Source organism: Cryobacterium frigoriphilum (assembly GCF_004403305.1).
Lineage (GTDB): Bacteria > Actinomycetota > Actinomycetes > Actinomycetales > Microbacteriaceae > Cryobacterium > Cryobacterium frigoriphilum.
Window position 1 is genome coordinate 1 of the sequence record NZ_SOHE01000072.1, and the last position, 25,092, is coordinate 25,092.

The 25,092-nt window shown below is 68.5% G+C and carries 29 protein-coding genes and 1 riboswitch; of the genes, 11 read left to right on the forward strand and 18 right to left on the reverse strand.

Annotation, left to right across the window (positions count from 1 at the left end; genetic code table 11):
- Nucleotides 1–64 precede the first annotated feature (64 nt).
- Complete coding sequence (locus E3T55_RS16785; RefSeq protein WP_134520702.1) at nucleotides 65–505, reverse strand: EVE domain-containing protein; 441 nt, start codon at nucleotides 503–505, stop codon at nucleotides 65–67.
- Between the two features lie 125 nt (nucleotides 506–630).
- Here E3T55_RS16785 and E3T55_RS16790 point away from each other — a divergent pair, with 125 nt between their 5' ends.
- The 5 genes from E3T55_RS16790 to E3T55_RS16810 all read left to right on the forward strand — a co-directional run bounded on the left by E3T55_RS16790 (nucleotide 631) and on the right by E3T55_RS16810 (nucleotide 5,364).
- Nucleotides 631–1,233 carry a hypothetical protein gene (locus tag E3T55_RS16790; RefSeq protein ID WP_134520703.1) on the forward strand — a complete coding sequence of 201 codons (603 nt, stop codon included), beginning with the start codon at nucleotides 631–633 and terminating at the stop codon, nucleotides 1,231–1,233.
- Nucleotides 1,230–1,868 carry a DUF1684 domain-containing protein gene (locus E3T55_RS16795; RefSeq protein ID WP_134520704.1) on the forward strand — a complete coding sequence of 213 codons (639 nt, stop codon included), beginning with the start codon at nucleotides 1,230–1,232 and terminating at the stop codon, nucleotides 1,866–1,868. The genes E3T55_RS16790 and E3T55_RS16795 overlap by 4 nt, the downstream gene beginning before the upstream one ends.
- 292 nt (nucleotides 1,869–2,160) lie before the next feature.
- Nucleotides 2,161–3,765, forward strand: a complete 1,605-nt coding sequence (locus E3T55_RS16800) for a DEAD/DEAH box helicase (RefSeq protein ID WP_134520705.1) — start codon at nucleotides 2,161–2,163, stop codon at nucleotides 3,763–3,765.
- Nucleotides 3,766–3,873: 108 nt separating this feature from the next.
- Nucleotides 3,874–4,365 carry a GNAT family N-acetyltransferase gene (locus E3T55_RS16805; protein ID WP_134520706.1) on the forward strand — a complete coding sequence of 164 codons (492 nt, stop codon included), beginning with the start codon at nucleotides 3,874–3,876 and terminating at the stop codon, nucleotides 4,363–4,365.
- 30 nt (nucleotides 4,366–4,395) lie between these two features.
- Nucleotides 4,396–5,364: a nucleoside hydrolase gene (locus tag E3T55_RS16810; protein ID WP_134520707.1), complete on the forward strand. Its 969-nt coding sequence runs from the start codon at nucleotides 4,396–4,398 to the stop codon at nucleotides 5,362–5,364.
- 241 nt (nucleotides 5,365–5,605) lie between these two features.
- Here E3T55_RS16810 and E3T55_RS16815 read toward each other — a convergent pair whose 3' ends face one another.
- Nucleotides 5,606–6,190: an NUDIX hydrolase family protein gene (locus E3T55_RS16815; protein WP_134520708.1), complete on the reverse strand. Its 585-nt coding sequence runs from the start codon at nucleotides 6,188–6,190 to the stop codon at nucleotides 5,606–5,608.
- 126 nt (nucleotides 6,191–6,316) lie between these two features.
- Here E3T55_RS16815 and E3T55_RS16820 point away from each other — a divergent pair, with 126 nt between their 5' ends.
- Nucleotides 6,317–6,973, forward strand: a complete 657-nt coding sequence (locus E3T55_RS16820; RefSeq protein WP_134520709.1) for an alpha/beta hydrolase — start codon at nucleotides 6,317–6,319, stop codon at nucleotides 6,971–6,973.
- A gap of 596 nt (nucleotides 6,974–7,569) precedes the next feature.
- Here E3T55_RS16820 and E3T55_RS16825 read toward each other — a convergent pair.
- The gene (locus tag E3T55_RS16825; protein WP_134520710.1) at nucleotides 7,570–8,034 is read right to left on the reverse strand and encodes a DUF5997 family protein; all 465 of its coding nucleotides are present in this window, start codon (nucleotides 8,032–8,034) and stop codon (nucleotides 7,570–7,572) included.
- Nucleotides 8,035–8,157: 123 nt separating this feature from the next.
- Between E3T55_RS16825 and E3T55_RS16830 the strand changes: the two genes are divergently transcribed.
- Nucleotides 8,158–8,994, forward strand: a complete 837-nt coding sequence (locus E3T55_RS16830; RefSeq protein WP_134520711.1) for a LysR substrate-binding domain-containing protein — start codon at nucleotides 8,158–8,160, stop codon at nucleotides 8,992–8,994.
- A gap of 40 nt (nucleotides 8,995–9,034) precedes the next feature.
- Here the strand turns inward: E3T55_RS16830 and E3T55_RS16835 are convergent, their stop codons facing one another.
- The 11 genes from E3T55_RS16835 to E3T55_RS16885 all read right to left on the reverse strand — a co-directional run bounded on the left by E3T55_RS16835 (nucleotide 9,035) and on the right by E3T55_RS16885 (nucleotide 19,318).
- The gene (locus E3T55_RS16835; RefSeq protein ID WP_134520712.1) at nucleotides 9,035–9,427 is read right to left on the reverse strand and encodes a VOC family protein; all 393 of its coding nucleotides are present in this window, start codon (nucleotides 9,425–9,427) and stop codon (nucleotides 9,035–9,037) included.
- A 48-nt stretch (nucleotides 9,428–9,475) separates the two neighbouring features.
- Nucleotides 9,476–10,306, reverse strand: coding sequence for an ABC transporter permease (locus E3T55_RS16840; RefSeq protein WP_134520713.1), 831 nt, complete (start codon nucleotides 10,304–10,306; stop codon nucleotides 9,476–9,478).
- Nucleotides 10,303–11,370: an ATP-binding cassette domain-containing protein gene (locus E3T55_RS16845; protein ID WP_134520714.1), complete on the reverse strand. Its 1,068-nt coding sequence runs from the start codon at nucleotides 11,368–11,370 to the stop codon at nucleotides 10,303–10,305. The genes E3T55_RS16840 and E3T55_RS16845 overlap by 4 nt, the downstream gene beginning before the upstream one ends.
- A gap of 207 nt (nucleotides 11,371–11,577) precedes the next feature.
- Nucleotides 11,578–11,952 (reverse strand): HPF/RaiA family ribosome-associated protein, encoded by a 375-nt coding sequence (locus E3T55_RS16850; protein WP_134520715.1) that lies wholly within the window; start codon nucleotides 11,950–11,952, stop codon nucleotides 11,578–11,580.
- A gap of 125 nt (nucleotides 11,953–12,077) precedes the next feature.
- Nucleotides 12,078–13,595 carry a bifunctional hydroxymethylpyrimidine kinase/phosphomethylpyrimidine kinase gene (locus tag E3T55_RS16855; protein ID WP_134520716.1) on the reverse strand — a complete coding sequence of 506 codons (1,518 nt, stop codon included), beginning with the start codon at nucleotides 13,593–13,595 and terminating at the stop codon, nucleotides 12,078–12,080.
- On the reverse strand, nucleotides 13,592–14,563 hold the full coding sequence (thiE, locus tag E3T55_RS16860; RefSeq protein ID WP_241993116.1) for a thiamine phosphate synthase: 972 nt from the start codon (nucleotides 14,561–14,563) through the stop codon (nucleotides 13,592–13,594). Before thiE ends, E3T55_RS16855 begins: the two co-directional genes overlap by 4 nt.
- 2 nt (nucleotides 14,564–14,565) lie before the next feature.
- Nucleotides 14,566–15,414, reverse strand: coding sequence for a hydroxyethylthiazole kinase (thiM, locus tag E3T55_RS16865; RefSeq protein WP_420898013.1), 849 nt, complete (start codon nucleotides 15,412–15,414; stop codon nucleotides 14,566–14,568).
- A gap of 3 nt (nucleotides 15,415–15,417) precedes the next feature.
- Nucleotides 15,418–15,527: riboswitch (TPP riboswitch) on the reverse strand.
- A 138-nt stretch (nucleotides 15,528–15,665) separates the two neighbouring features.
- Nucleotides 15,666–15,809 carry a hypothetical protein gene (locus tag E3T55_RS20340; protein WP_166791818.1) on the reverse strand — a complete coding sequence of 48 codons (144 nt, stop codon included), beginning with the start codon at nucleotides 15,807–15,809 and terminating at the stop codon, nucleotides 15,666–15,668.
- Nucleotides 15,810–15,857: 48 nt separating this feature from the next.
- Nucleotides 15,858–16,649 carry a transglutaminase-like domain-containing protein gene (locus E3T55_RS16870; RefSeq protein WP_134520718.1) on the reverse strand — a complete coding sequence of 264 codons (792 nt, stop codon included), beginning with the start codon at nucleotides 16,647–16,649 and terminating at the stop codon, nucleotides 15,858–15,860.
- A gap of 240 nt (nucleotides 16,650–16,889) precedes the next feature.
- Entirely contained in the window at nucleotides 16,890–17,933 is a 1,044-nt protein-coding gene (locus tag E3T55_RS16875; protein ID WP_166791819.1) for a hypothetical protein, read from the reverse strand.
- Nucleotides 17,934–18,112: 179 nt separating this feature from the next.
- On the reverse strand, nucleotides 18,113–19,318 hold the full coding sequence (locus E3T55_RS16885; protein WP_241993117.1) for an MFS transporter: 1,206 nt from the start codon (nucleotides 19,316–19,318) through the stop codon (nucleotides 18,113–18,115).
- 66 nt (nucleotides 19,319–19,384) lie between these two features.
- Here E3T55_RS16885 and E3T55_RS16890 point away from each other — a divergent pair, with 66 nt between their 5' ends.
- On the forward strand, nucleotides 19,385–19,846 hold the full coding sequence (locus tag E3T55_RS16890; RefSeq protein WP_134520720.1) for a winged helix-turn-helix transcriptional regulator: 462 nt from the start codon (nucleotides 19,385–19,387) through the stop codon (nucleotides 19,844–19,846).
- A 177-nt stretch (nucleotides 19,847–20,023) separates the two neighbouring features.
- Nucleotides 20,024–21,022 (forward strand): heparan-alpha-glucosaminide N-acetyltransferase domain-containing protein, encoded by a 999-nt coding sequence (locus tag E3T55_RS16895; protein WP_134520721.1) that lies wholly within the window; start codon nucleotides 20,024–20,026, stop codon nucleotides 21,020–21,022.
- 56 nt (nucleotides 21,023–21,078) lie between these two features.
- On the opposite strand, the gene E3T55_RS16900 is transcribed toward E3T55_RS16895, so the two are convergent.
- From E3T55_RS16900 to E3T55_RS16915, 4 genes are all read right to left on the reverse strand, one after another.
- Nucleotides 21,079–21,360 carry a type II toxin-antitoxin system RelE family toxin gene (locus E3T55_RS16900; protein WP_134520722.1) on the reverse strand — a complete coding sequence of 94 codons (282 nt, stop codon included), beginning with the start codon at nucleotides 21,358–21,360 and terminating at the stop codon, nucleotides 21,079–21,081.
- Between the two features lie 98 nt (nucleotides 21,361–21,458).
- Nucleotides 21,459–21,551 (reverse strand): transcriptional regulator, encoded by a 93-nt coding sequence (locus E3T55_RS20875; protein WP_241993118.1) that lies wholly within the window; start codon nucleotides 21,549–21,551, stop codon nucleotides 21,459–21,461.
- Nucleotides 21,548–22,756, reverse strand: a complete 1,209-nt coding sequence (locus tag E3T55_RS16910) for an FAD-binding domain-containing protein (RefSeq protein WP_198418595.1) — start codon at nucleotides 22,754–22,756, stop codon at nucleotides 21,548–21,550. Before E3T55_RS16910 ends, E3T55_RS20875 begins: the two co-directional genes overlap by 4 nt.
- An 85-nt stretch (nucleotides 22,757–22,841) precedes the next feature.
- Complete coding sequence (locus tag E3T55_RS16915; RefSeq protein WP_134520723.1) at nucleotides 22,842–23,345, reverse strand: anthrone oxygenase family protein; 504 nt, start codon at nucleotides 23,343–23,345, stop codon at nucleotides 22,842–22,844.
- A gap of 217 nt (nucleotides 23,346–23,562) precedes the next feature.
- On the opposite strand from E3T55_RS16915, the gene E3T55_RS16920 reads away from it, so the two are divergent.
- Nucleotides 23,563–24,519, forward strand: a complete 957-nt coding sequence (locus E3T55_RS16920; protein ID WP_134520724.1) for an AraC family transcriptional regulator — start codon at nucleotides 23,563–23,565, stop codon at nucleotides 24,517–24,519.
- Nucleotides 24,520–24,599: 80 nt separating this feature from the next.
- Nucleotides 24,600–25,055, forward strand: coding sequence for a GNAT family N-acetyltransferase (locus E3T55_RS16925; protein ID WP_134520725.1), 456 nt, complete (start codon nucleotides 24,600–24,602; stop codon nucleotides 25,053–25,055).
- Nucleotides 25,056–25,092 lie beyond the last annotated feature (37 nt).

Sequence of the window (25,092 nt, forward strand, 5' to 3'; positions counted from 1 at the left end):
GGCCGAGCCGCGCCGCGCCGCACCGCGCCGAGCCGGCCTGCCGACCCGCGCCGAACCGGGCCGGCTAGCGGTCGTCGGCGCTCGGCCGGCGCATCTGCTGGCGAATGAGCTCGAAGTCGTGCCGGGAGATTTCGATGAGGCCTCGCCGCAACTGGTAGCCCCAGTCGGGATTGCCCCTGCTGAGGTCCAGGACCGACAGCAGGGGGCGGATCGAGGCGGCCACGGCATCCGTGTCGTAATCGGTGCGGCGACGCCACGGATTGTAGGCAGAGTACGAGTCACCGGTCTGGAAGGCCGGCCCGGGAGCGATGCGTCCGATCGCGGTGAACTCGCGCAGGGCCTCGCCCTCCCAGGTGTCGCGCGGCGAGTAATAGACGAGCCCGTCGGACTCATTCATGCTCTCGAGCACGGTTCGGGCACCCTCGGTGGCCTGGGCCATACCCATCTGCACGCCGCGCAGCACGCGGTCGCGTTGCGCCACACCGAGCCAGAACCGAATTGCCACCCCTCATTGTTACAGCAGCCCGGCCGTGAGCCAGCCACCGGGCCGGACAACACCGGGCTCGCCGAACACCGGGCTCGTCGAACACCGCGGTTGTCGAACACCGCGCCGCCGACCAGACTGGACACATGCGCGTATTGCTGAAAGAGACCCTCGATTGCACACCGGATGCCGCGTGGCGCGCCATTCACAGCCCCGCCGTTTTTCGGGAGGTCAGTTCCCCCGTCATGACCGTCGAATCCCTGGAGGCCGACGGGTTTCCCACGAGTTGGGAACCCGGCGAGCACCCCGTCACCATGCGCGGCCTCGGACTCGTGCCGCTCGGCATGCAGGTGATCCGGCTGAGCGAGACGACGCTGCGGCAGGCCGGCACCGGCACCGCCGCGGGCAACGGCGCGGGCACCGTGCGTATCCTGCGCGACACCGGCCGCGGAGTCTCAGGCTCGATGGCCGCCGTCACCCACTGGGACCACCGCATGGCGATCGCCGCCGACCCCGACCATCCCGGCAAGACGCTCTACCGCGACCAGCTGATCTTTCGGGCCGGCCACGCCACCCTCGCGGTCTGGCCCGGATTCTGGGTGTTCTGGCAGTGGCGCATGGCGCAGATCAAGCGCCTCGCACCCACCTGGCGCTTCGACCTCGGCGTCGACGTGGAGACTCCCAGCGACACCGGCACCGGCACCGGCACAGACAACGGCACAGACGGTGTTGTTAGCGTCACCCCATGACCTCTTCTCTGGGTGCCCTGCAGATTGCCGACTGGCGTCGCCGCGTGTTCGGCCTTTACGCGGGGGTGCGGCACCTCAGCGTGCAGAACCCCGCTGCCGGCCACGAGCTGTGGCGTTCGGGGCGCGACGAACTGTTTGCGGGGCATCCGTCGTCGCCGCTGCTGCCCGACGACCGCGCGGCCTTCACCGGCCTGCCCATCTCGGGCTACGACCCGGACTGGCGGTTCGAGGTCGAGGTGCACCGCGCCGAAGAGCCGTACCGCATGAGTGTCGAAACGGGAACGGATGGCACCATTCCGTTCGATCTCGTCGGCACCGTGCGCCTGCCCTACCTGGGCGCACTCGATGTGTGGCGCATCGCGAATTATGCCGGCGGTCTCTTCGTGCCGATCAAAGACGCCCTGGCCGGCAAACCGGCCGGCACCTACGGCGGCGGACGCTACCTGCTCGACACCGTGAAGGGCGCCGACCTCGGCCCCGGAGCCGATGATGACTCCCTCATTCTCGACTTCAACTTCGCCTACAACCCGTCGTGTGCCTACGATCCGATGTGGGCCTGCCCCCTCGCACAGCCCGGAAACACGGTCACCGTCGAGGTTCCCGTCGGGGAGCTCTATCCCGGCAGCCGGGCCTGACGACCGCCTGAGCGCGCCGGTTTGCGGGCGGGGCTTGACAGCATCCGCTAGAGTAAGAGCACTGCGAGTGCGTTGACGCGCTCGCTGCGTCGTAGAACGCCCTCTTCTTATCGCAGCCGCCGGGTATCGGTGGGCTCGATTTTTCGAACAAATCATTCTTACGGCGAACGGATGTGCCCATCGGCACCTTCGCCACGTGAATCCTCCTTGTTCCACCATCCGTGCGTTGCCTGAAGCGCAGCGTGCGATGGTGCTGAACGGGCGAGGAGTCTGATGCCCGAAAGGCACCACTTTGTCTAAAACTTTCAGCGCGCTCGGCGTGCCGGCTCCCCTCGTCGCGGTTCTGACCGCCCAGGGAATCGACAGCCCGTTCCCCATTCAGGTCGACACCCTGCCCGACACCCTCAACGGCCGCGACGTGCTCGGCCGCGGTAAGACCGGCTCGGGCAAGACCCTCGCCTTCTCGCTGCCGATGGCCGCGCGCCTCGGCGGCAAGCTCGCCGGCGGCAAGCGCCGCCCTGGCCGCCCGCTCGGCCTGATTCTCGCGCCGACCCGCGAGCTCGCCACGCAGATCACCAACGCCCTCACCCCGTTCGCCGAGGCCTACGGCCTGAACACCACCACGATCTTCGGTGGCGTCTCGCAGAACCGTCAGGTCGCCGCGCTCAAGAGCGGCGTCGACATCGTCGTGGCCTGCCCCGGCCGCCTCGAAGACCTCATGAAGCAGGGCTTCGTGAACCTCGACTCCGTCGAGATCACCGTGCTCGACGAGGCCGACCACATGGCCGACCTCGGCTTTCTGCCCGTCGTGACCCGCATCCTCGACAAGACGCCGACCAACGGCCAGCGCCTGTTGTTCTCTGCCACGCTCGACAACGGCGTGGACAAGATCGTGCGCCGCTTCCTGCACAACGAGGTTCTGCACTCCGTCGACGAGGCCAACAGCCACGTTTCCGCCATGACCCACCACGTGTTCGAGGTCACCGGCGTCGACGCGAAGAAGGACCTCGTGCAGAAGCTCGCCTCGGGCAGCGGACGCCGCATCCTCTTCATGCGCACCAAGCACCAGGCCAAGAAGCTCGCCAAGAGCCTCACCGACTCGGGTATCCCCGCCGTCGACCTGCACGGAAACCTCTCGCAGGTCGCCCGTGACCGCAACCTCGCCTCGTTCAGCGCCGGAACCGTCAAGGTTCTCGTCGCGACCGACGTCGCGGCTCGTGGAGTGCACGTGGACGACATCGAACTCGTGATCCACGTCGACCCGCCGGCCGAGCACAAGGCGTACCTGCACCGCTCGGGCCGCACCGCCCGCGCCGGTAGCGCCGGTGACGTCGTCACCGTCGTGCTGCCCGAGCAGAAGCGCGACACCGACGCGCTACTGCGCAAGGCCGCCATCAAGGTGACCCCGCAGCGCGTGGACGCCTCCTCGCCCGCCGTCGACGCCCTCGTCGGCGACGTTGCCGAGTACGTCAAGCCGCTCCCCCGCGTCGAACCGCAGCAGCAGCAGCGCCAGTCGCAGGGTGGTCGCTCGCAGGGCGGCCGCGGCGGCCAGGGTGGCCGTGGCGGACAGGGCGAACAGGGTGGCCGTAATGGTCGCTCCGAGAACTCCCGCGCCGACGCCGGTCGTGGCGGACGCGACGGTGATGCAGGCCGTGGCCGCGGTGGCCAGGGTGGCCGCGATGGCGGTCGTTCCAGCGACGGCGCATCGACCGGTGGCGCTCGTCGCGAGCGTTCGGCTCGTCCCGCTGCGGCCGCTCCGGCCCGTTCGGGTTCGGCCGCTGGCCGCTCCGGCGGAGCACGCGCCGGCAGCCTGCAGGTCGGTGGCCTCGTTCGCGGCGCCGGCTCCGGCAGCACCGGCGGCAGCCGCGGCTCAGGCCCCCGCCGCTCGCAGGGCTAAGCACCCCGCAGCATCCGCTCAGCACCCATTGAGCGCATAAGAACGGGCCGGTCTCTCACGAGGCCGGCCCGTTTTGTGTGCCCGCGCAAAGCCGCTTAGGGTCGAATCATGAACACCACCGTTGTCGTTCGACCCGTTACCGAAGCGGATGCCGATGCCCTGGGCCGCGTACACGCCGCCTGCTGGCACGAAACCTATGATCACCTGCTGAGCCAGGCCGCCCTGTCGCGGCTGCGCCCGGAGCGCCTCGCCGATATGTGGCGCGGCATCACCAAACAGGGCGGGGACTACCGGCAGGTGGTTGCCGTCGACGGCGACGACATCGTCGGCTTCGCTGCGAGCGCACCACGCACGGACACCGATGTCACAGCCGAGCGGGAGCTGAAGATCATGTACCTGCTGGCGTCGCATCAGGGTACCGGGGTCGGCCAGCTGCTCTTCGACGCCGTCGTCGACCCCGGCCCCTCGGTACTCTGGGTCGCCGCCGACAACCCGCGCGCCCACGCGTTCTACGCCCGCAACGGCTACACGGCCGATGGCAGCGAGAAGACCGAAGAGGTGCTCGGCGAGAAGCTGCACGAGGTTCGACTGCTGCGCTAGGCCTGTTCAGTGCGCAACTAGGCTGAGCGGATGTCTGCAACCCCGCGCCCGATCCCCGTTATCCTCGATGTCGACACCGGGGTCGACGACGCCCTCGCGATCTTGTTCGCGCTCGCACACCCCGGGCTCGACGTGCTCGGCATCAGCTGCGTCGCCGGCAACGCCTCACTCGACCGAGTGGTCGAGAACACCCTGCGAATTCTCGATGTGGCCGGTGCCGGCGACGTGCCGGTCGCGGCCGGCGCCCACCGACCGCTGATCGAGCCGGCCCGGGCGGCCTCCCACGTGCACGGCGAGGGCGGCCTCGGCAGTCTGGTGCTGCCGGCGACGAAGCGTCGCGCCGTGCCGCTCAACTCGGTCGAGCTGATGCGCCAGCTCATCGAGGCCAGCCCCGAACCGGTGACACTTGTCGCGCTGGCCCCGCAGACCAACCTCGCGCTGCTGCTGCGCCTCTACCCGGGCCTCGCCGGCAACATCGAGCGCATCGTCTTCATGGGCGGCTCGACGAGTGTCGGCAACGCGACCGCCGTGGCGGAGTTCAACGTGTGGCACGACCCCGAAGCTGCCGCGATCGTGCTCGACAGCGGCGTGCCGACCTACATGTACGGACTCGATGTGTTCAACAGGGTCGCCGTCGACGAGGCCACGGCCGAGGCGCTGCTCGTTGGCGAGTCACCGCTCGGCCGGGTCGTCGGCGCGCTGCTGACCAACCGGGTGCTGGCCGGCTCCGACGGGGACACCGAGTACTCGGGCCTCATCGGCGACGCCGGCGCGGTGTGCGCCCTCGTCGACCCTGAGGCGCTCCGCACCCGACTGCTGCCGCTACGGGTTCAGCTCTCGGGCTACGGGCGCGGCCAGACCCTCGCGGACCTGCGCCGCAATCCGGGCGAGGACATCGTGCACGGCCTCGCCGAGGAGTGGCAGAGCGTCGAGGTGGCCCTCGACGTGGATGTGCCCCGCGTCACCGGCCTGTTCCTCGGCACTCTCGGCCTCGCCTGACGCCTGAAGCCTGACGGCTGACGGCTGACGGACTGACGCCTGACGCCGGCCACGGCCGGACTCCCCTGCAGGTCTCACTCGGCCCACACCGTGGCTAATTCAGGAAAAGTGCCGACTTTCCGGCTCCACAGGGCCGAATCAGCCTGTTCCGGACCAGATTTCCTGAATTAGCCACGGCGGGAGCCGGCAAAACCGGACCGCCCGGGTTGGGTGGGTGGCTGGGTGCGTGGCTGGGTGGGTGCTAGCGCAGCACGCCGACGGATGCGAGGGCCGCACGCAGCAGCGAACCGCGCCCGCCCTCCATCTCGGCCGACACCCCCGGCGACGCGGCTTCGGCCGGCGTCATCCAGGTCAGCTCGAGGGCGTCCTGCCGCGGGTCGCAGGTGCCGGTGACGGGAACGACGTAGGCCAGCGAGACGGCGTGCTGGCGGTCATCCATGTACGCCGTAATGCCGGGCATCGGAAAGTATTCCGCGATGCTGAACGGAATCGGACTCGCCGGCAGCTGCGGAAACGCCATCGGGCCGAGGTCTTTCTCGAGGTGGCGGAACAGCGCGTCGCGCAGGGTCTCGCCGTAGAGCACGCGGCCGGAGACCAGGGTGCGCGTCATCTCGCCGGTCGGCCGGGCACGCAGCAGCACGCCGACCTCGACGACCTGGCCGAGACCATCGACGCGCACGGGCACCGCCTCGATGTACAGAATGGGCAGTCGCCCGCGAATCTCGGCCAGTTCAACATCGCTCAGCCAGCCGGGGTTCATATTGGGCCCCCCGTTGTCGGGCTTCGGCGTCCAGTCCGGATCAGGGTCAGGGGTGCGCACGGTCATGATGCCATTCTGTCTTACGCGGAGGCTCCGCCCGCAACGATTGCGCCAAACGGATGCCTTCCACACCACGGCAATGAAAGTATGGGAGTACGCGCGCCCCGCGACGCAAGCTACCGGGAGGATCCCATGACCATCACCACGCCCATCGACAGCGCCGCCGTGCTCTGGTCAGCGACCGGCGCCGACCAGGTCGACCGCCCCTTGTTGATCATCATGCACGGCTACGGCTCACACGAAGGCGACCTGTTTTCGCTCGCACCACACCTGCCGCTCGAGCCCGTGATCGCCGCGCTGCGCGCGCCGCTGCCCGCTCCCCTGCCGGTGACCGACGGCTGGGCCTGGTTTCCGATCAACGAACCGGGCAGCCCCGACCCCGCGACGGTCGACACGGCGGTCACGGCGGTGCTGGCGTGGCTCGACATGCTGCCGCAGCAGCCCACGTCGGTGGGCCTGCTCGGCTTCTCGCAGGGCGGAGCCATGGCGCTCGAACTCCTCCGCGTTGCTCCCGAGCGGTTCAGTTTCGCGGTAAACCTGTCCGGGTTCGTGGCGACGGCCACGCAGGCCGGTGACAAGACCCTGGTCGAGCATCCGCTGCCGGTGTTCTGGGGCCGCGGAACGGCCGACACCGTCATTCCGCCGAGCGCGATCGACCGCACCCAGGCCTGGCTGCCGGGCCACAGCACCCTCACGGAGCGCATCTACGAGGGCATGCCGCACTCGATCTCACAGGACGAGCTCGGCGACGTCGTCACGTTTCTGCGCGAGCAGTACCCGCCCGCCTGACCGGCGGTCACCCCCGCCGCCGGTTGAGCCTGCGCGCGCAACCAGGCAAGCCGATCCTCAGACCATAGGCCGTCTCACGCGGTTTCGATACGCGGGCGTGGGGCGTGCCCGCTACTCAACCAGCGAGACCCCCGCAGCCGCCGGTTGAGCCTGCGCGCGCAACCAGGCAAGCCGACCCTCAGACCATAGGCCGTCTCACGCGGTTTCGATACGCGGGCGTGGGGCGTGCCCGCTACTCAACCAGCGAGACCCCCGCCGCCGCCTGTTGAGCCGCGACGAAGGAGCGGTCGAAACCAGGCAAGCCGACCCTCAGACCATAGGCCGTCTCACGCGGTTTCGATACGCGGGCGTGGGGCGTGCCCGCTACTCAACCAGCGAGACCCCCGCAGCCGCCGGTTGAGCCGCGACGAAGGAGCGGTCGAAACCAGGCAAGCCGACCCTCAGACCATAGGCCGTCTCACGCGGTTTCGATACGCGGGCGTGGGGCGTGCCCGCTACTCAACCAGCGAGACCCCCGCAGCCGCCGGTTGAGCCGCGACGAAGGAGCGGTCGAAACCAGGCAAGCCGACCCTCAGACCGTGGAAGGATGCGGCGGGTTAGCGCTTCTTGCCGGTGCTTCCGGTGCCGCGCTCGGCGGCGGCTTCTTCCTGAGCGGCCTGACGGGCGACGTGGGCGATCTTCGCGGCGCGGTGCGCGTCGCGGTCCTTGACCACGATCTGCTCGGCGCGCACGCCGGCCTGGGTGGAGCGTTCCGTGACGAGCCAGGCCGGCGGGGCCTGCAGCAGGGCGCTGATCTCGGCGGTGGTGAGCGGGTCAGTGACCTCACTGCGGGCCAGACCCGAGATGGACACGCCCAACTTGGCGGCGACGACCTGCTTGGGGTGCGGGCCGTTGGCGCGCAGTTCCACAAGCCACTCCGGCGGGTTTTCCATCAGGGCGGCGAGCTGGGTCCGGCTCACCGGCTCGGTCTGAAAGTCAGCGGGAGCCGCGTCGAGCAGAATCCCGAGTTTCTGTGCCGCCGTGGCGGGCTTCATGGTCTGGGGCTTCTTCTCGGAACTCATCCTTCAAGCGTATAGCCTGAAGGGACCCCCGTCTGGGCGATTCGCGGTCGAACACGCCCCGAGGCGCGCTTTTGTGTGCCCGCACCCCTCCCAGACCCTCTGAATTCTTATGAACGGATACCGATGACATTCTCCATCGCCTTTGTCGCCGGTGTCACCCCCACCAAGTGGACCCGCATCTGGGGCCAGCGCCGCCCCGAAACGCCGCTGCAGGTGTTCCGCACCGAGATGCCCGAGCAAATCGAGGTGCTGCGCGACGAGCGCGCCGCGGTGAGCCTGGTGCGGCTGCCCATCGACGAGACCGGCCTGAGCGTGATCGCGCTCTACAACGAGATCCCGGTCGTCGTGCTGCCCAAGGGCCACGACCTCGACGTGGCAGGGGCAACCGAGCCGGTTGCGGTCGGCGACCTCGCCGACGAGCACCTGCTGCAGGATCCCGACGACGTGCCCGCCTGGCGCGACCTCGCGAGTGAGATCGCCGACGGCTCCCGCCGAGCGCTGCCGCCGATGCGCGACATGGACGAGGTCATGGAACAGGTCGCCGCCGGCGTCGGCATCGTCGTCGTGCCGCACTCGATCGCCCGGCTGTACGGCCGCAAAGACGTCGTCAGCCGCCCGGTCGCCGGCGTGCCCGACACCCAGATCGCGCTGGCCTGGCCGACGGATGCCACAACCGACCTCGTCGAGGAATTCATCGGCATCGTGCGTGGCCGGTCGAGTGCGAGTTCGCGCACGCCGACGCCGGCCGCACCGACCCCCGAGGCCGACCCCGCGGCATCCGCCAAGAACGCTCGCCCGGTGAAACCCGAGCGCAAGCCCAAGAAGACCGACAAGGCGAAGGCCGCCGCGAAGGCGAAACGTGCCGAGATCGCCAAGGCCAAGCCCGCCGTGAAGAAATCGCACGATGCCGCGCCCGGCCGCACCCGCCCGACCCGCAACCCCAAGCGCCGCCTGCGCTGACCCGGGCCACCCCGCCACTGATCCGCGAGAGCGGGGGACGCTACTTCAGGACGGCGAGGATGTTGCCGGCCGGGTCGGTGAACCAGGCGATCTGCGGTTCGCCGCCGCGGGCGATGCCCTTGTCGTCTTGCTCGAAGCCGTCGTAGCGCAAAAACACGACACCGCGGGCGGTCAGCTCGTCGACGGCCACGTCAATGTCGTCGACCGCGAGGTTCAGAATAGTGAACACTGCCGGCACGTGATCGGGTTTCGGGTAGATCATCACCTCGGCGCCGCCCGGAAGGGTGAGGCTCAGCAGGCCCATCTCCCCCTGTTCCTGAATGTCGAGACCGAGGGTCTCGCCATAGAACTTCTTCGTGGCCCCGAGGTCGGCCACGGCGAAGCCGCTGAAGCCGTGGGCGATACCGATGCGCGTTGCGGTGGGTGACGTCATGGCTGCTCCTTAGATAGGTGAGGCGATGGGTGAAGCGATGGGTGAGGGTTAGCGCGAGCTGATCGACGCAAATTTTCGGATGCACAGCGGCACGAACACGATCAGCATCACGGCGACACCGATCAGCACGGTGAGAATCGGGTTCTGCATGGTCCAGATGTCGGGCACCGGCGCCGAACCTTCATTGCCGAACAGCTGTCGGGCGGCCTGCACGAGCGAGGACACCGGATTGAACTCGGCAAAGATGCGCAGCGGGGTCGGCAGGGTCTCGCTCGGCACGAACGCGTTCGAGATGAACGTGAGCGGGAACAGAATCAGGAACGAGGCATTGTTGATGACCTCGGGGCTTTTCACGCTCATGCCGAGCAGCGCCATCACCCAGCTGAAGGCGTAGCCGAACAGCAGCAGCAGCCCGACCCCGGCGAGAAACTCCGGCACGGTCGAGTTCACCCGCCAGCCCACCGCGAGGCCGGTCGCCATCATGATCACCATCGAGATGGTGTTGAGCACGAGGTCGCTGTTGGTGCGACCGATCAACACGGCGGATGCCGACATCGGCAGGCTGCGGAACCGGTCGATGATGCCCTCTTTGAGGTCTTGCGCCATTGCCGCGCCCGAGAATGTGGCACCGAAGACCACGGTCTGGGCGAAGATTCCGGCCATCAGAAACTGCACGTAGTCGGTGCCCTGCACCTGGATCGCACCCGCGTAGACCTGGCTGAACAGCACCACGAACATGATCGGCTGGATCACCGCGAAGACGAGCATGTCGGGTGAACGCTTGATCTTGATCAGGTTGCGCTTGGTGACGGTCCAGCCGTCGCTGTACCAGAGCGACAGCGGGTTCCAGTCGGGCAGGGTGCTGGCGATGGCGGTCATTTCACCAGCTCCCGCGGGGGCGTGTCAGAGGATGCATCGCTCGGGTTGTCGGTGCGGGCGCGGCGCCCCTTCGCGGGTTTCGCGGCATCCGTCTCGTCGTCGTCTGTCACGGAGAGATCGGCCTTGTGGCCGGTGAGTTTCAGGAACACGTCGTCGAGGGTGGGGCGGCGCATGCCCGCGTCGTGCAGGTCGATGCCGGCCGCGCCGAGCTCGGCGAGAACGTGCTGCAGGCCGGCCGGGCCGTCGGTGACGGCGACCTCGACCCCGCGGCCGTCGGTCGTCACTGTCGGTTCGCCGGAGCCGTACCGGGCCATGATCTGGCGGGCGGGCGCGCTGTCGGCGGCGTTGACCAGCGCGATGACGAGCCGGTGCCCGCCGATCTGCGCCTTGAGCTCGTCGGAGGTGCCCTCGGCGATGGCCTTGCCGCCGTCGATGACCATGATGTCGTCGCTGAGCTGGTCGGCCTCCTCGAGGTACTGGGTGGTCAGCAGCACGGTCGTGCCATCGGCGACGAGGCGTTTGATGACGTCCCACAGCGCGAGGCGGCTGCGCGGGTCGAGCCCGGTGGTCGGCTCGTCGAGAAAGAGCACCTTGGGGTTGATGACGAGGGCGCCGGCGAGGTCGATGCGGCGGCGCATGCCGCCGGAGAAGCCCTTCACCGGGCGGTTGCCGGCCGCGGTCAGCTCGAACAGGTCGATCAGTTCGTGCGCCCGTTTGCGGGCCGCGCGCCCGCCGAGGTGGTACAGGCGGCCGACCATCTCGAGGTTTTCGAAGCCGGTGAGGTTCTCGTCGACCGCCGCGTACTGGCCCGAGACGCCGATGATGCGGCGCACACCCTTGGGGTTGGCGACGACGTCGATGCCGTCGACGAGCGCGGTGCCGCTGTCGGGGCGGATGAGCGTCGTCAGCATCTTGACGACGGTGGTCTTGCCGGCGCCGTTCGGGCCCAGCAGGGCCTTCACGGTGCCGCGCGGCACGGTCAGGTCGAGCCCGGCGAGGGCGTGCACCGGCCCGCTCTTGGACTTGTAGGTCTTGGTCAGACCGCGGGCTTCAATGATCGTCATGCACTGGTCCTTGCCTCGAAAGTACAGCTCATGCGTACGCTTTTCACACGCCGAGTTTCCATTTTAACGAGACAGGGTAGCCGTGACAACCCTTGCGGCCGGAGGCGGCGCGGGCAGCGGGCTCACCTGTCCGGCCTCGAGAGCACGAGCAGCGCGGCCGGGGCCGGGCAGCAGACGTGGCTCAGGAAGCCGGACCCAGCGGCCGCATCAGGCCTGTGCGGCCTGCTTCTCGGCGAGCTGCTCCGCGATCTCCGACGCGAGGTCGCCGCGGCGGTCGTCGAGCTTGCCGGAGGCGGTTTCGAGCAGGCGTTCCATCTTCTCGAGCGAGCCGCTCAGGGCGTCATCGACGTTGGACGCATTGTTGTGCGCGGTGATCGGGCTGCCGCCGGCGGGGCGCACCTCGAGCAGGCACTTGATGTCATCGCCGGTGGACCGGCCCGCGCTGCCGTCGCTGAGGTGAACCTCGACGCGGGTGATGTGCGGGGCAAAGCGAGAAAGGCTCGCGGCCACGGTGGTTTCCACGTACTCGGTCAGACCGGCGGTGCCGTCGATGTTGTGGTCGGTGTTCAGTAGAACCTGCATGTTGCTCCTTTGCACGCGGTGATCCGTCACGCTGCGAAGTGCGTATCGTGACCGAAAATCATCCGCTGATATCAGCGTACTGCTCTGGATTGTGCGCCCGATCAGGCCCGGCGCCGGGCTGGCTGCTAGCCGATCATGGGCTGCACGGCGCGCGCCGTGCCCATCGCGAAGAACGCCACCTCGTGCGCCGCCGAGGCCCGGAACGCCTCCCACATGCGGCCCCGCTCGGCGTCGCTGGCGAGCAGGGCGGCGGCCTCGACGATCTCGATCGCCTGCCGGGTCGATTCCGCGAACGCCGGGTCGGCGTAGGTCGACAGCCACGCGTTGAACGGATGCTCCGCGTGGTTCGCCGCCGCCAGCCGCTCCCCCACGTCCTGGTAGATCCAGAAGCAGGGCAGCAGCGCCGCAACGAGCGCTGCATAATCGGATCCCCCGGCGACGGCCAGCAAATGGTTCAGATAGTTGGTGGTGACCGGGTTCGGCTCGGGGGCGACCGCGGCCGCACCGAGCCAGTCGCGGTGCAGTTCCATCTCGACCGCGAGGCTGCCGTGGGAGTTCACGGCCCAGAAGGACTGCTCGTCGAGGGTCGGCGCGAGCTGGCTGGCGCGGGCCAGAGCCCGGGAATAGTCGCGCAGGTAGAGCGCGTCCTGGGCGAGGTAGTACGAGAAAGCGCTCTGCGGCAGGGTGCCGTCACTGAGCCGACGGATGAAGTCAAGGTCGTCGATTGCGCTGCGCAGGTCGGCGATGCCGAACCACCACTCGTCGCGCAGCAGGTGCGGAGCCGGCGCCGACGGCGCCTTCCCGGCCGGCAGCCCGTCGCCGCGCCACAGGGCGGCGAAGTGATGCACGGGTCCGTGCCCCTGCCCGACCTGCAGCTCGTCCGCGTGCCGCAGGCTGTCGGTCAGCCACAACTTCGCCGCCCGCACCGAGTGTTCCCAGTCGCCGAGCCGGGCCTGCAGGGTCGCCAGGGCGCTCGAGAGGGAGCATCCGGTGCCGTGGGTGTTGACGGTGTCGATGCGTTCGGCCGCGAATTCGATGACCCGGCCGCCGGGCTCGACGAGGGCATCGGGTGAGGCACTGCCGCCGAGGTGGCCGCCCTTGACGAGCACCCGCACGCCGTACCGCTCGGCGACCAGGCGCCCCTGTTCGAGCGCCTCTGTCCAGTCGGTGGCAACCGGGGCTTCGGCGAGCACGGCCAGTTCGGGCAGATTGGGCGTCACGATGTGCACCCGGGCGAGCAGGGCACGCACGCCCCGCTCGGCGGCCGCGTCGAGCAGCCGGTCGCCACTCGTGGCGACCATGACCGGGTCGAGCACGACGATCGGCGGCCGCACCCGGTCGAGCCACTCGGTGACCACATCGATCACGGCGAGGTTCGACAGCATGCCGATCTTCACGGCGTCAATGGTGACGTCGTCGCTGACCGAGTCGAGCTGTTCGCGCAGGAACGACACCGGTGGCAGGTGGATCGAGCGCACGCCGCGGGTGTTCTGGGCGACGAGGGCGGTGACGACGGCCATGCCATAACCGCCGGTCGCCGACACGCTCTTGAGGTCGGCCTGAATTCCGGCACCGCCGGTCGGATCGGTGCCGGCGATGCTCAGCACGTTGACGATTCGGGGCGTGATGCGGGGCGCGCTCATGCGCGTGCCCCCGCCCAGGCGTCGACGAATTCGCGGGTCGCGGCGCGCACGTCGTCGGCGGCGCAGATCGCCGACACGACGGCGAGTCCGGCCGCACCGGCGGCCTTTAGCGGCGCCGTGTCATCGAGGCGGATGCCCCCAATCGCCACACACGCAATCGGCGTCGACGCGGCGAGGGCCGCAAACCCGTCGACTCCGAGCGGTTCGGGATGGTTCGCCTTCGTCAGCGTCGGCCGAATCACCCCGACCCCGAAGTAGTCGACGGTGCCGACCGGCAGGCTGTGCGCGGCCGCAAGGTGCGCGGGCGTGTTCGCGGTCAGGCCGAGCAGGGCATCCGCTCCGATCAGCCGGCGCACGGCGGCGGCCGGCAGGTCGGATTGCCCGACGTGAACGCCGTCAACGTGGACTCCCCCACTGCGGGCGGCCAAAAACACGTCGACGCGGTCGTCGACGAAGAGCAGGCAGCGCCCCCGGGTCAGCCGGGTCGCGGCGACGACGAGTTCGTAGACTTCCCGGGTCGAGGCGGTCTTGTCCCGAATCTGCACGGCGGTCACCCCGCCCGCGACGGCCTCCGCGATGACGAAGAGCACGCCGCGCGGCCCGCTGAGGCCCGCGTCGGTCACGAGGTACGTCGACAGGTCGACGGATGCCGTGGGTCGCGCCCACACGGCGGCCGCCGGCACCGCACCCGCACCCACACCCACACCCACACCCACACCCACACCCACACCGAAATCGTGACCGCGCCCGATACCGGTAGCCGCTACGGTAACCGCCGTAGCGCCCACCCGTTCCGGGCGCGCTCCCGAACGCACAGCCGAGTCGCCGGCCGGTGGTTCCTCATGACCGCGCCCGATATCGGTAGCCGCTACGGTAACGGCCGTAGCGGCCACCCGTTCCGGGCGCACTCCCGATCCGGGGGCACCCGCACCCTCACCCGCGGCAACGGCCGCAGAGGCGGTAGGCACGCTCATCGAATGACCGCGAGCTTCAGCACGGTCTCGGCGCTGAGGCCGGCCAGCCGATCCAGGAACGCGACGGCGAAACTGCCGGGGCCGGCGGCATCCGCTGCCGCCTGCTCGGCCGCGATCGTGTAGACCGAGCAGGCCGCCACGGTGTTCGCGAGCCGGTCGTCGCTGAGCGCGGAGAAGGCGGCGATGACCGCGCCAAGGGCGCAGCCGCCGCCGGTGACCTTGGTCAGCAGCGGCGTGCCGGTGTGCACGCGCACGTCGGTGACGCCGTCGGTCACGATGTCGACCGGCCCGGAAATGGCCACGATCGAGCCGAACTCGGCCGCGAGCAGTCGCCCGGCGGCCAGGGCGTCGTCGGGCGAGTCGACCGAATCCACGCCGCGGCCGCCCATTCCGACACCGGCGAGGCAGATGATCTCCGAGGGGTTGCCACGAATGATGGTGGGGCGCTGCAGCAGCAGCTCGGCGGCGAGCGCCGTGCGCACCGGAAGCAGTCCGATCGCGACCGGATCGAGCACCCACGGGGTGCCGGCTGCCTTGGCCGCGGCAACAGCCTCGCGCATGGCATCGCGGTGGTCGGCGTGCGGGGTGCCGAGGTTCACGAGCACGCCGGAGGCTACCCCCGCGAACGGGCCGGCCTCGAGCGGCAGGTCGGCCATGGCGGCGGATGCCCCAAGCGCGAGCAGCACGTTCGCCGTGAAGTTGGTCACGACCGCGTTGGTGAGGCACTGCACGAGCGGTTCACGCCTCTGCAGCGCGGTGAGCAGCGCCGCGACCGTCTCCGCAGTCGGTACCGGAACGGGTACCGCCCCCGCAGAAGAAACAGCATGGACAGTATGGTTCGACAAGCGAGAGTTCACTCGCGACATCCCTTCGCTAGTTCGAGCTAGATCAGGTTCAACGGGTGTGTTCTCAGCCTTCGCCCGGCATCTGCCGTGCGACCGCACCCCGTGTCACTGCTTTCACCCTAGACGGGGCGTTCACCCCCGGACAAGTCGAACCCAGCCGCGCGTCGCGTCGCGTCGTGCACCGATTCTCTTTGGGCCATCTCAGCGGCGCGATCGGCATGCGCGAACCCAAGCCGAACCGATCGGGATAATCACGAGACCGATCGCGCAGGCCAAGCGATCCATTCACCGGTCGCCGCTACGACAACGATGCCCGCACCGACCATCACGAGACTGTAGATGATTGCTGCGATGAGCCAGCGCCGACGCAACCGAATGTTCTGAGCTGTAGTCATACAAACATGACTACGCGGTATGCACTGCCGCGTCTAAGACGGCCCAGGTCAGCGCAGCAGGGCCAGTTCGCGCACGTCGTCGCGCGGCAGCACATCGACGGTCGCCGTGACTGCGAGTTCATGCAGCAGCACGACGCCGCCGATCGTGGTGAGAAACGCGGTGTCGGCGGCGTCGCGGCCGGTCGCGATGCGCACGAGCGACTGGCGCGGGGCGAGCATCGTCGCGTCGACGACCCGCCAGACGTCGTCGATCAGGGCCTCGGCGACGGCGTGAAAATCCATCGGCGTCAGGCCCGGCGCGTAGACGGAGACGACCCTGGCCGGCACGTCGACCGCGCGCAGCAGGGCGGCGACGAGGTGCGCGTAGTCCCGGCAGACACCCTGACGGGCGATGAGGGTGCGCACCGCGCCATCGGTCGGCAGGCTCGCGCCGGGAACGTAGACGAGCTTCTGCCCGACCCACGAGCTGACGCCGGCGAGCAGGTCCCGGCCGTCGAGCCCCGCAAACTCGGCCCGGGCCAGAGCGCCGAGGCTGTCGGACTCGCAGTAGCGGCTGGGCCGCAGGTAGCGGATGCGGTCGATCTCCGTGACAGCAGCGGGCTCGGCCTGACCGGACACGACGGCGGAGAATTCGACGCTCACGGGGCCCGGGGCCACGTCAACGAGGTGCAGCCGGGTGCCGAATTCGTCGTGAATCTCGCGCACCGGCAGGTCGCGGCCATTCTGCGTGACGTGCAGCTGCTCGGCGCAGTCGAGGCCGGCATCCGGTGCGACCGAGAGCACCATGCGGGCCGGCTGCATCGCTTCCAGATGCATCTGTGCCGAGGAAATCCGTTTCATCCCCCGATGATGGCAGGTCGCGGCATCCGTTTGCGCCTGTCGGTGGGTAACCTCGTGGCGAATTCAGGACGAAGGCCACGAATTGGTCAAAAACTACCCCAAACAGGCAGTCTGGGGCCGCTCAGCCTGAATTAGCCACGCCACGCGCCGCCCCGCCCACACAGCAGGGTCCGGGCGCACGACGACGGCGGGGCCGGGAGCGTCGCTCCCGGCCACGCCGCTGTGTTCGTTCAGGTTGGACTAGTTGGCGTCGTGCACGCCCGCCTTCACGTCGGCGTCGGTCTTCACGTCGGAGTCGGCCTTCACGTCGGCGTCGGTCTTCACGTCGGCGTCAGCCTCATCGGTCTCAACGTCCGCCGCGGCGCCGGCCTCGGCATCGGCATCGGCGTCGGCGTCGGCGTCGGCGAAGTTCTGAACCACGCGCTCGGCGATGGTCTGAATCTGCTCGCCGTAGCCGCCCTCAAGCGCGGTGGTCTTGATGGCGTCGGCATCAGCCGCACGGTCGGCCTCGGGCGTCGCCTGCAGCTCGGTCAGGTCGGTCTGCAACTCCTGCGGCAGCTTGTCGAACAGCGCCGGGTTCTCTGCGAGCGCAGCGGCGATCTTCTCGGGGCTCAGGCCACGATCGTGATCGCCGTGCGCGCCCTTCTCGCCCTTCTCGCTGTCGGTGAGCTCATCCGCTGCGACGTCGCCGACGACGGCGTCGCTGGCCGCGAGGGCCTGCAAGACCGCGGCAAGCGGATGCTCCGGGTCCTGCTGAATGGCCTCGGCCAGCGTCTGAATCTGCTCGCCGTAACCGCCGCTGAGGGCGGTGGTCTCGATCGTGTCGGCGGCGATCTCCTGATCGGAGTTCGCCTCACCGAGGGCCACGAGGTCGGTCTGCAGGTTCACCGGCAGGCTCTGGAAGAGGTCAGGGTGCTCGGCAATCGCATCGGTCACGATCTGCGCAGCGTCGGCGTCGCTCGAGCCGGCCTCACCAGTTTCGGACGCATCGGCCAGCTGGCCCTGCAGCTGTTCGGTCAGCGCGGTGAGCGCGGCCGCGGCCTCGGCCTGCTCGGCCTCGGTCGGGGTCGACGAGTTCGTCGTTGTCGTCGACCCCGTGTCGGTCGAGGAGTCGAGCGGAGCGGCATTGGCTCCCACGGCGCCGAGGCCCAGCAGGGATCCGGCGGCCATCGCGGTCACGGCTCCGACGGCGACGCGCTTCTTGAGCGGCGAACCGAAGGCCGAGGTGTTCACGTTCTGGTTCTCGTTCTGGTTCTGCTGGCGGTTCTGGTGGTTCTGAGTCATTGTTCGTGTTCCTTTCGATTACTCGTGACCGGCTTGGCAGATGCCGCACCAGCCACACTTGGGCACGGCCCGAGCCTAGGCAGGGCGCCTTTTGCGAAGCTCCGTGAAAGCTGACCGGGGGGTATTTCCCACGCCCGGAGCATCCGCTGCTATCGAAAGGAAATCATTCTGATCAGGCCTTACGACCGGGCTTGTGCTCTTTGTGAGAGTCGTCTCATGTACAGATCCGCGAGCGCCCAGGCGAGCGCGGCCAGGCACAACACGGCGAGCGCGGGCGCGGCGAGATAGATCGCCGTTTCGAGGCCGAGAGTCGTGGCGAGCGCGCCGGCACCGATCGCGGTGAGGGACTGCAGCAGGTAGCCGAACAGGTACATCATCGACAGGGTCGCGCCGCGGTGCTCGGTCGGCGCCGTGCGGTTCACGAGCTGCAGGCCGCCGGTGAACGCGAACGAGTAGCCCATGCCGCCGACCACGCACCAGCCGAGGAACATCCCGATCGAACCGGATGCCGCGGTGCCGGCCATCAGCGCGAGCCCGCCGATCGACAGCACGGCCCCGACCACGATCGCGACGTGCGCGTGCACCCGGCTGAGAAACAGCGCGGTCACCCCGATCACAAACGCGGACACCGCGAGCAGCCCGCCGACCACGATCAGGTTGGTGGTGCCGGTCAGCTGCCGGGCCATCTGCGCGCCGAGCGAGAGAAACATGGCGCCGATCGCGTAGGCGACCGAGACCGAGAGGGTCGAGGCGATGAAGACGCGCATGATGCCGGGCGGCATCCGCAGCAGCTGCGGGCGGTAGCGCGGCCTGGCCTCACGTGCATCATCCGGCGTGAACCACACCAGCACGTAGGCGAGCGCGCTGAGGGCGAGCAACACGAGAAAGCTCAAGACCAGGGGCAGCGGCGCGAGCTCGGCGAGTGCGCCCGAGAGCAGCAGCGCCAGGGTGAGTCCGGTCGAGGTCGAGACCGTCGCCATCGATCCGGCGAAGCGCAGGTTGCCCGACACATTGTGTTCAACGAGGGCGGCGCTCGCGGCGCCGAGGGCGAATCCGGTGCCGACCCCCTGAAGCACCCGGCCAACGAAGAGAAACCCAACGTTCGGGGCGATCGCGAAGACCACGGCCGACAGACCGATGAGACTGATGCCGAGCAGCATCGCCCGGCGGCGACCGATCGTGTCGCTGAGCCCGCCCGCGAACAGCAGCACGAGCAGCAGCGCGAGCGGATAGGCGCCGAACACCGAGGTTGTCACGACCGGGGCCAGGTTCCACTCGGCGGCGTAGGCCGGGTAGAGCACGCTCGGTGCCCCGCTCGCCCACAGGCAGAGGGCGAGCACGATCGCGGCCGACCAGAAGCTGCCGCGGCGGCCGAGTTTCATCATGCTGGCCAACCTACCGACTCTGAGTTGGATTCTCCAAGTTATGCGAAAAAGTCGTACAGTGTTCCCATGTACACCCGAGCCGACGGCACGCCGAGCACCTGCCAGGTCGCCCGCACGCTCGATATCGTCGGCGAGCGGTGGTCGCTGCTGATCGTGCGCAACGCCCTGCGCGGCCAGACCAGGTTCAGCGAGTTTCGTGACGGCCTCGGCGTGCCGACCGACATTCTCACGGCTCGCCTCGCGACCCTCGTGACCGCCGGTGTGCTCGACAAACGCCCGTACCGCGAGCCCGGCTGCCGCGAACGCGCGAGCTACCACCTCACCCCGGCCGGGCACGGCCTCGCCCTCGTCGAAGCGGCGCTGATCCAGTGGGGTGACACCTTCAATCCCGGCTCCGAGGGCCCCGGATCCCGTCTGGTCGACCCCGCCACCGGCGCCCCCGCCCGCGTTGCCTTCGTGGATGCCGACGACCGCGTGCTGCCCGGCATCGCGATCGTGCCCGGCCCGGCAGCGATCACGGTCTGGTAGCGGATGCTGCCCCCCGCCACCGCCCCGCAGCCCTCGCCCGGCCCAGACCCGGGTTGGCGCTCGGGGTCACGTGCTGATTCGGGCGCGGGCTCGGGCGCGGCTTCAGCTTCGGACTCGGCTTCGGCTTCGGGCGCGGCTTCGGCCGCTTCCGCGCGCTCCGACTCCCGCACCCGCGTCGTGGGCATCGACGTGGCACGGGGGCTCGCGATCCTCGGCATGCTCGTGGCCCATGCCGCTCCGCGCGTGAACGACGGCGAATTTCTGGTGGACGGCCGCTCCTCGATTCTCTTCGCAACACTCGCCGGGGTCTCGCTCGGCCTCATGACCGGGGCCGAGCGACCGACACCGCGGGGCATCCGCTCGGATCGGATCGTGAGCATCGTGCTGCGCGCGATCTTCATCTTCCTGATCGGTATCGTGCTGTCCAGCTTCGACAGCGACGTCGCCGTGATCCTCGACTACTACGGCATCATGTTTCTGCTGCTGACCCCGGTGCTGTTCTTTCCACGGTGGGCGCTTGCCGCGGTCGGCCTGGGTCTGGTCGCGCTCGCGCCGGCGCTCGGCGCCGGGCAGGGCGACGTGAACACGTCCCGTGACACGGTCGCCTATTTCGTTGACTACTACTTCGTGAACGGCTATTACCCGGTCCTGATCTGGTTGCCGTTTCTGCTCGCCGGCCTGATTGCGGCCCGGTCAGGCCTCAGCCAGCCACGCACCCAGGCGCTCATGATCGGGGTGGGCGCCTTTTTCGCGGTTGCCGGCTATGGCGCGGCCGCCGTACTGCCGGGCATCAGCGCCGAGGCACACTCGGGCACGACCGCGGAGGTACTCGGTTCCGGCGGCCTCGCGATCGCGATCATCGGCGTGCTGCTCTGGCTGACCGCGCCCGAGCGCGCCTCGCTCGGCCGGCTGCTGCGCGGCCTGCTGTGGCCGATCGCTGCCGCCGGAGCGATGGCGCTCACCATTTATACGCTGCAGATTGTGGCTCTGATCGGCATCGTCGCGGTACGTGACGGCGGCGACCCTGCCGTTCCCGTGTTCGTGAACTACCCGGGCGTGCCGCTGCTGGTCGGCATGGTGCTCGCTTCCCTGCTCTTCGCGAGCCTCTGGCGGCTGTTCCTCGGCAAGGGTCCTCTCGAGCGGATGCTCGCAGCCGCCACCCGCCGCCCCCGCTGACACCCCGGGGCCAGGCCCGCATTCGCCATTTCAGAACTGATGCGGCCGGTGCAGTCCTACGGCTTCCGTACCTCACGCCGGTGCGCGACCTCGACGACGAGGATGAGGATGAGGATGAGGATGAGGATGAGATCCTCGTCGATGCTCGTCAAAATTCGATAGTCACCGACGCGGTATCGCCAGAAATCCTCGTTGAGGAGCTTCTTCCCGAGCAGCCGAGGGTTGTCGAGCCGGGAGAGCTTCTGCTCGAGAAATTCACGAATCCTCTTCGCGGCGGTCGGGTCAAGCTTCCCGACCTGTTTCGCCGCCCACGGGGTGAATCTAATCGCGTAGGTCACGCAGGCCAGATCACATCGGCGAGGTCAATACGCCGTGATCCCGAAGCGGATGCTCACTCCTGACCGGCGATCTCGGTGAGCGCGGCGAGGTGGGCCTTTCACGCGGCGCGGCCCTGGCGGGTCAGGGTCAGGGGCGTGCGCGGCATCTTGCCGACGAGTGCCTTGCCGACGGAGACATTCGCGCGGCTCACATCGGCTGCACGAGGTTGTTACGCCACGCCGAAAAACTCTTCACCGAGCGGGCATGCGGCTCCGCCAGCCACGGCCACGGGTGCAGCTCCGCGGCGATGTCGACGTATTTGGCGAAGCTCGGCACCGGCGCCCAGGTGATGGCCGCCCGAAGTCTTGAAGTGATGTCTCTCGGGTCCCCCAGGTGAACGATCACCTCACGCCGGGTAGCCAGATCCTGCAGCGTCTGAACGAAGAAGATGAGTCTTTTGCTCGACAGCTGAAGTTTCACCAGCGCGGGTTCATCGAAGATGAAGACAACCGGCAGCGTTGGATGGGCGAGAAGCGCCGGATCCGCGTCACCGAGTGACTCGACGGTGAGCACCACCGATTGCGGTATCGACCTCGATACGACCGCGGTCGGACCTCGGGTGGCGGCGAGATCGTCGTCTCGAACGAGCCGAGGACTCGGCTCCGGCACGGGGAGCGGGTGCGAATCCGGGGGAAAGTCCTGAATGGGGCAATGCTGGTTCAGGGGGCAGGCCGCACACAGCTCTGGCGCACGTCTCTCGACCTGCCATCGCGCGAATCCGTAGGGTTTGCCGGTTCCGGCGCCTACCGTCCATTGCCAGCCGAGCAGGTTCGCGGCGCGAGAACCGTCCAGAAGCTGGCGATGGAAATATTCCTGACCGGCTGCCCAGCCCGCTCCGGAGCGCACCGAATACTGTGAGGCCAGCCACATCCGGGACTGGTTCACCAACCAGCCGTCGCGTTCCAGACTCGAGACCGCCCAGTCGATGCAGGCCATCTGTCGCGGCCACGCTTCCGGCGCGAACTCCCCCGACCAGGCGACGTCGAAGCGCAGGTTGCGGTGCAGATCCATGCCAACGCGGGCGTAGAGATGGCGAGCGTACTCCTGCCAGAGCAGTTCGTCGCGAAATTTAGACACATCCGACGCAGGCCCGGCGGCCGCGGCCCAGACCTCCCGCAACCCCAGCAAACCGTGGCGAATGTAGGGCGACAGCCGCGACGCTCCGCGATCCGATTCCGGCAGCACCTGATTGCGCGTCGCGGCATACCGCGTCACGTCGAACGCGGCGAGTGCAGCATCCGCCGCCGTTTGCCCGCCGCGAATGCCGGGACTCGCCCTGATCTCATCGCTGACCAGGTGCGACAGATACTGTTCCAGAACGACTTCCGGGGACTTCTCAGCAAGGTCAATGATCACCCGGCGATTCTAGGCTGCGGGCCGACCTCAGGCCGAGCTCCGCCGACCATAACGGCGCCTGCGAGACGGCGACTTCACGGTGTGGCTACCCGCGCCAGAGCAGCGACGCGGCGAGAAACGCCGAGCCGACGATCGCAAGCACAGCTCGAGTCGTGTTCGCGCGACTCCACCCCGCGTCGAAAGAACGCCAGGCGCCAGCGGCGTCCCTATCGGATGGCCTGAACCGGGCAAGCGCCTGATTCCGCGGCACGTTGAACAGGATCGTCGTGGCAAAAGACGCCAGTGTCAGGCCCGCGCCGATGACGCGAACGGAGGCGACGCGAGCAGAGACGCCGCCGACATCAGCGTCCGGCAGCAGAGCGCTGACGGCCGCCGCGCACGCGGCCAGAGCGCCCCCGAAGAAGACGATCATGAAGGGGGCACGAACGGCATTGTCATTGACCCGTTGCATCACAGCAACGGCCTCAGGGGCAGAACGCCGGCGCAGGGCCGGAGACACGATGACGGAGAACGTGAAGTACACCCCTCCGGCGACACCGGCCCCGACCACCGCTGCCACTGTCGCAGCGGTTCCGAACAGCTCGGTCATGAGTGAACCGCTGATCCGTCGCCCCGCAGGCGAGTTGCGGCAACGCGGCGCGCAAGATCGGCAAAGCAGGTCGGCGATGCCCCGGCCAGTGCGGCCGGTACTACCCAGAACACGGACTGTTGATTCGTCATAGTCATAGTCATAGCCAACACGCCAGTAAGTAGATGCTGAATAGCTGAGTGAGTCGATTGCATTCGTGATCGTCTAGCATGAGGGTGTGGACCCCCTCACGCACCTCCTCAGCGGTCCGCACGCGCAGCGGGCATTTGCGTTGCGCGTCGTCATGGACCCACCCTGGTCGATCGACGTTCAGGATCGCGCGCCCCTGACTCTCATCGCGATGCTGTCCGGCGAAGCAGCTCTGGTCACTGAGCGGATGCGGGTCAGCCTGAAGCGCGGGGATGTCGCCATCGTGCGCGGCCCGGCCCCGTATCGCCTGGCAGACGAACCCGAGCGCGACGGGCTTGTCGTCATTCACCCGGGGCAGATCTGCACGACCCGGGACGGCGAGCACGTCAGCATCAGCATGGCGCAGGGCGTGCGCACGTGGGGCAACTCGCCCACGGGGGCTACGACGATGCTGGTTGGGACATATGCGTCTGACGCTCAGATTGGTGCCGTCGTCGCGGCGGCACTTCCCGTGGTCGCGGTCATCCCCGCGGGACAAGTCGACGAGGCATTGCTGCGCCTCCTTCGCGATGAAATCGCCGTTGACGCGCCCGGACAGGGCGGCGCAGTCGACCGACTTCTCGACGTTGTCCTTGTGCACGCCCTGCGCGGCTGGGCGCGTGAACACCCTGAATCCGCCTCCGGGTGGCTCGCCTCCGGTCGCGATCCTCTCGTGTCGGATGCCCTGAAGCTGCTGCACGAGGCACCCGGCGCACCCTGGACCATCGAAGCGCTCGCCCAACGGCTTACCGTCTCGCGAGCGACCCTCGCGCACCGTTTTCGCGCGGCAGTGGGCGAACCCCCGATGGCTTATCTGACCAACTGGCGGATGCTGCTGGCCGGCGAACTGCTGTCACACCCCCACCGGACAACCGCAGACATCGCCCACCAGGTGGGCTACGGCAGCCCCTTCGCTCTCAGCACCGCCTTCAAACGCCATCACGGCGTCAGCCCCAGCGAATATCGCCGCGGCTTACAGACACCCCCGGCTACAGAGGCCGGCTGACCGTGAACGCCGGCACGGATTCCATTCCGGCCAGAGAGCGGTGACCGGCAGGCGTTCCACGCGAGCGATATCGTGGAGCAATGCTCGACCTGACACTCACGACGCCCCAGGATCTCGACGACGTGACCGCGTTCCTTCGCGTCGCTGACCTGACGCTCAGCGGACTCAGTTCCCCCACAGTGCGACTGTGGACGGCACGTGACGCCGACACCGGACGCATCGTCGCCAGCACGGGCTACGAGCGCGGCGACGACAACGAACACGTTCTCATCCGTAGCGTTGCCGTCGATCCGGCACTCCGAGGTCGCGGCGTGGGCCTGCACTTAGCGCGCTTCGCGCTCGACCGCGCCGCCGAATCCGGAGCAACTCGAGCCTGGCTCTTCAGCCGACGATCCGGCCCGTTCTGGCAAAAAATCGGATTCGTCTCGGCAGACAGGAACGAACTCGCGATCGCACTCACGTCGACGCATCAGGTTCGGCTCTTTACAGAAACCGGACAGCTCCAACACGAAGTGGCGTGGAGCCGACTTCTGTAGAGATATCCGCGCACCGTCACCCGGGCACGCCTGCGGG

Coding starts and splice junctions, on each gene's coding strand:
- E3T55_RS16790 (WP_134520703.1), top strand. CDS start 631: ATGCGCGTATTGCTGAAAGAGACCCTCGATTGCACACCGGATGCCGCG.
- E3T55_RS16795 (WP_134520704.1), top strand. CDS start 1,230: ATGACCTCTTCTCTGGGTGCCCTGCAGATTGCCGACTGGCGTCGCCGC.
- E3T55_RS16805 (WP_134520706.1), top strand. CDS start 3,874: ATGAACACCACCGTTGTCGTTCGACCCGTTACCGAAGCGGATGCCGAT.
- E3T55_RS16810 (WP_134520707.1), top strand. CDS start 4,396: ATGTCTGCAACCCCGCGCCCGATCCCCGTTATCCTCGATGTCGACACC.
- E3T55_RS16815 (WP_134520708.1), bottom strand. CDS start 6,190: ATGACCGTGCGCACCCCTGACCCTGATCCGGACTGGACGCCGAAGCCC.
- E3T55_RS16820 (WP_134520709.1), top strand. CDS start 6,317: ATGACCATCACCACGCCCATCGACAGCGCCGCCGTGCTCTGGTCAGCG.
- E3T55_RS16825 (WP_134520710.1), bottom strand. CDS start 8,034: ATGAGTTCCGAGAAGAAGCCCCAGACCATGAAGCCCGCCACGGCGGCA.
- E3T55_RS16830 (WP_134520711.1), top strand. CDS start 8,158: ATGACATTCTCCATCGCCTTTGTCGCCGGTGTCACCCCCACCAAGTGG.
- E3T55_RS16835 (WP_134520712.1), bottom strand. CDS start 9,427: ATGACGTCACCCACCGCAACGCGCATCGGTATCGCCCACGGCTTCAGC.
- E3T55_RS16840 (WP_134520713.1), bottom strand. CDS start 10,306: ATGACCGCCATCGCCAGCACCCTGCCCGACTGGAACCCGCTGTCGCTC.
- E3T55_RS16845 (WP_134520714.1), bottom strand. CDS start 11,370: ATGACGATCATTGAAGCCCGCGGTCTGACCAAGACCTACAAGTCCAAG.
- E3T55_RS16850 (WP_134520715.1), bottom strand. CDS start 11,952: ATGCAGGTTCTACTGAACACCGACCACAACATCGACGGCACCGCCGGT.
- E3T55_RS16855 (WP_134520716.1), bottom strand. CDS start 13,595: ATGAGCGCGCCCCGCATCACGCCCCGAATCGTCAACGTGCTGAGCATC.
- E3T55_RS20340 (WP_166791818.1), bottom strand. CDS start 15,809: ATGACTACAGCTCAGAACATTCGGTTGCGTCGGCGCTGGCTCATCGCA.
- E3T55_RS16870 (WP_134520718.1), bottom strand. CDS start 16,649: ATGAAACGGATTTCCTCGGCACAGATGCATCTGGAAGCGATGCAGCCG.
- E3T55_RS16875 (WP_166791819.1), bottom strand. CDS start 17,933: ATGACTCAGAACCACCAGAACCGCCAGCAGAACCAGAACGAGAACCAG.
- E3T55_RS16885 (WP_241993117.1), bottom strand. CDS start 19,318: ATGATGAAACTCGGCCGCCGCGGCAGCTTCTGGTCGGCCGCGATCGTG.
- E3T55_RS16890 (WP_134520720.1), top strand. CDS start 19,385: ATGTACACCCGAGCCGACGGCACGCCGAGCACCTGCCAGGTCGCCCGC.
- E3T55_RS16915 (WP_134520723.1), bottom strand. CDS start 23,345: ATGACCGAGCTGTTCGGAACCGCTGCGACAGTGGCAGCGGTGGTCGGG.
- E3T55_RS16925 (WP_134520725.1), top strand. CDS start 24,600: ATGCTCGACCTGACACTCACGACGCCCCAGGATCTCGACGACGTGACC.